Below are 1261 nucleotides of genomic sequence, written 5' to 3' on the forward strand. Positions count from 1 at the left end.
TACGTCAGCATTCGCTACACCGAGCGCCTTGCCGAGGCCGGCATCGAGCCATCGGTCGGCAGCGTCGGCGACAGCTACGACAACGCTCTGGCCGAGACGGTGATTGGCCTCTTCAAAACCGAAGTCATCCACCGGCGCGGACCCTGGCGCTCCTTCGAGGCCGTCGAGTTCGCCACCCTCGAATGGGTCGACTGGTTCAACAACCGACGCCTTCTCGAACCGATCGGAAACATCCCGCCCGCCGAGGCCGAAGCCGCATACTACGCCGAGCTTGAGGTCGCCCCGATCGCCGCGTAGGACTCAACCCAAATGGCCTCCGGCAAACTCGGTGCGGTTCAAGACCGCCGAGCGTCTTCAGCCGACGGCCAAAGTTGTAGGCCGCCATGAAGTCGGCGAGGTGCGTGCGAAGCTGATCGTGGCTGTCGTAGTGGAAGCGTTTGACGGTCGCGTCCTTGATCGTGCGGTTCATCCGCTCGACCTGACCGTTCGTCCAAGGAGGGTTCGGCTTGGTCAGCCGATGCTCGATGCCGTTGGCCTCGCAGATCATGTCGAAGCGCATCTGCCGGGACCAGGCCGTGTTGCGGTTGCGCATCTGCTCGGCGAACTGGATGCCGTTGTCAGTCAGAATCGTGTGGATCTAATACGGCACGACCTGCAGCAGACGCTCGAGGAACTCCCAAGCCGTCCGCCTGTCAGCTTTGTCGACGAGTTGCGTGACAGCAAATTTGCTCGTCCGATCAATGGCCACGAACAGGAAGAGCTTGCCTTCGCCGGTCTGCACCTCGGCAATGTCCAAGTGAAAGAAACCGATCGGGTAGCGCTTGAAGCGCTGCCGCTTAGGCTTGTCGCCGTCGACGTCTGGCAATCTGGATATGCCATGCCGCTGGAGACACCGGTGCAGCGCTGACCGGGTCAGTTGCGGGATCGTCGGCTGCAAGGCGTAGAGGCAGTCATCCAATGGCAGCGGCGTGTGCCGGCGAAACGCGACGACCATGGCCTCCTCGGCCTCGCTCAGTGTCGTCGAACGCGGCTCCTTCGGCCCGGTCCTCATGTCCTCCAGGATCTGACGTTTGCGCCACTTGGCCACCGTCTTCGGATTGATGCCGAACTCGCGGCTCAGCGTCGCGAGGAAAACAAGCGATCGCTGTATTGCTGCTCGAATGGCGTGCGTGGTCGTGGCGCTGCCGTGACGAACCTGTCCCATAGGGCCTCCTTCCATTTCATGGAAAGGATCACACCATGAAACCCCGGGATCAAACAC

General features: G+C 61.8%; 1 protein-coding gene and 1 pseudogene. One reads left to right on the plus strand and one right to left on the minus strand.

The features are described from left to right. On the plus strand, positions 1–297 hold a 297-nt coding region (locus O5O54_RS22155), incomplete at its 5' end, for an integrase core domain-containing protein (protein ID WP_279484014.1). Here O5O54_RS22155 and O5O54_RS22160 read toward each other — a convergent pair. Continuing rightward, positions 197–1204: pseudogene (locus O5O54_RS22160) on the minus strand (IS481 family transposase). The gene O5O54_RS22155 and the pseudogene O5O54_RS22160 overlap by 101 nt on opposite strands. Positions 1205–1261 lie beyond the last annotated feature (57 nt).

This window comes from Aureimonas sp. SK2 (genome assembly GCF_029813115.1).
Lineage (GTDB): Bacteria > Pseudomonadota > Alphaproteobacteria > Rhizobiales > Rhizobiaceae > Aureimonas.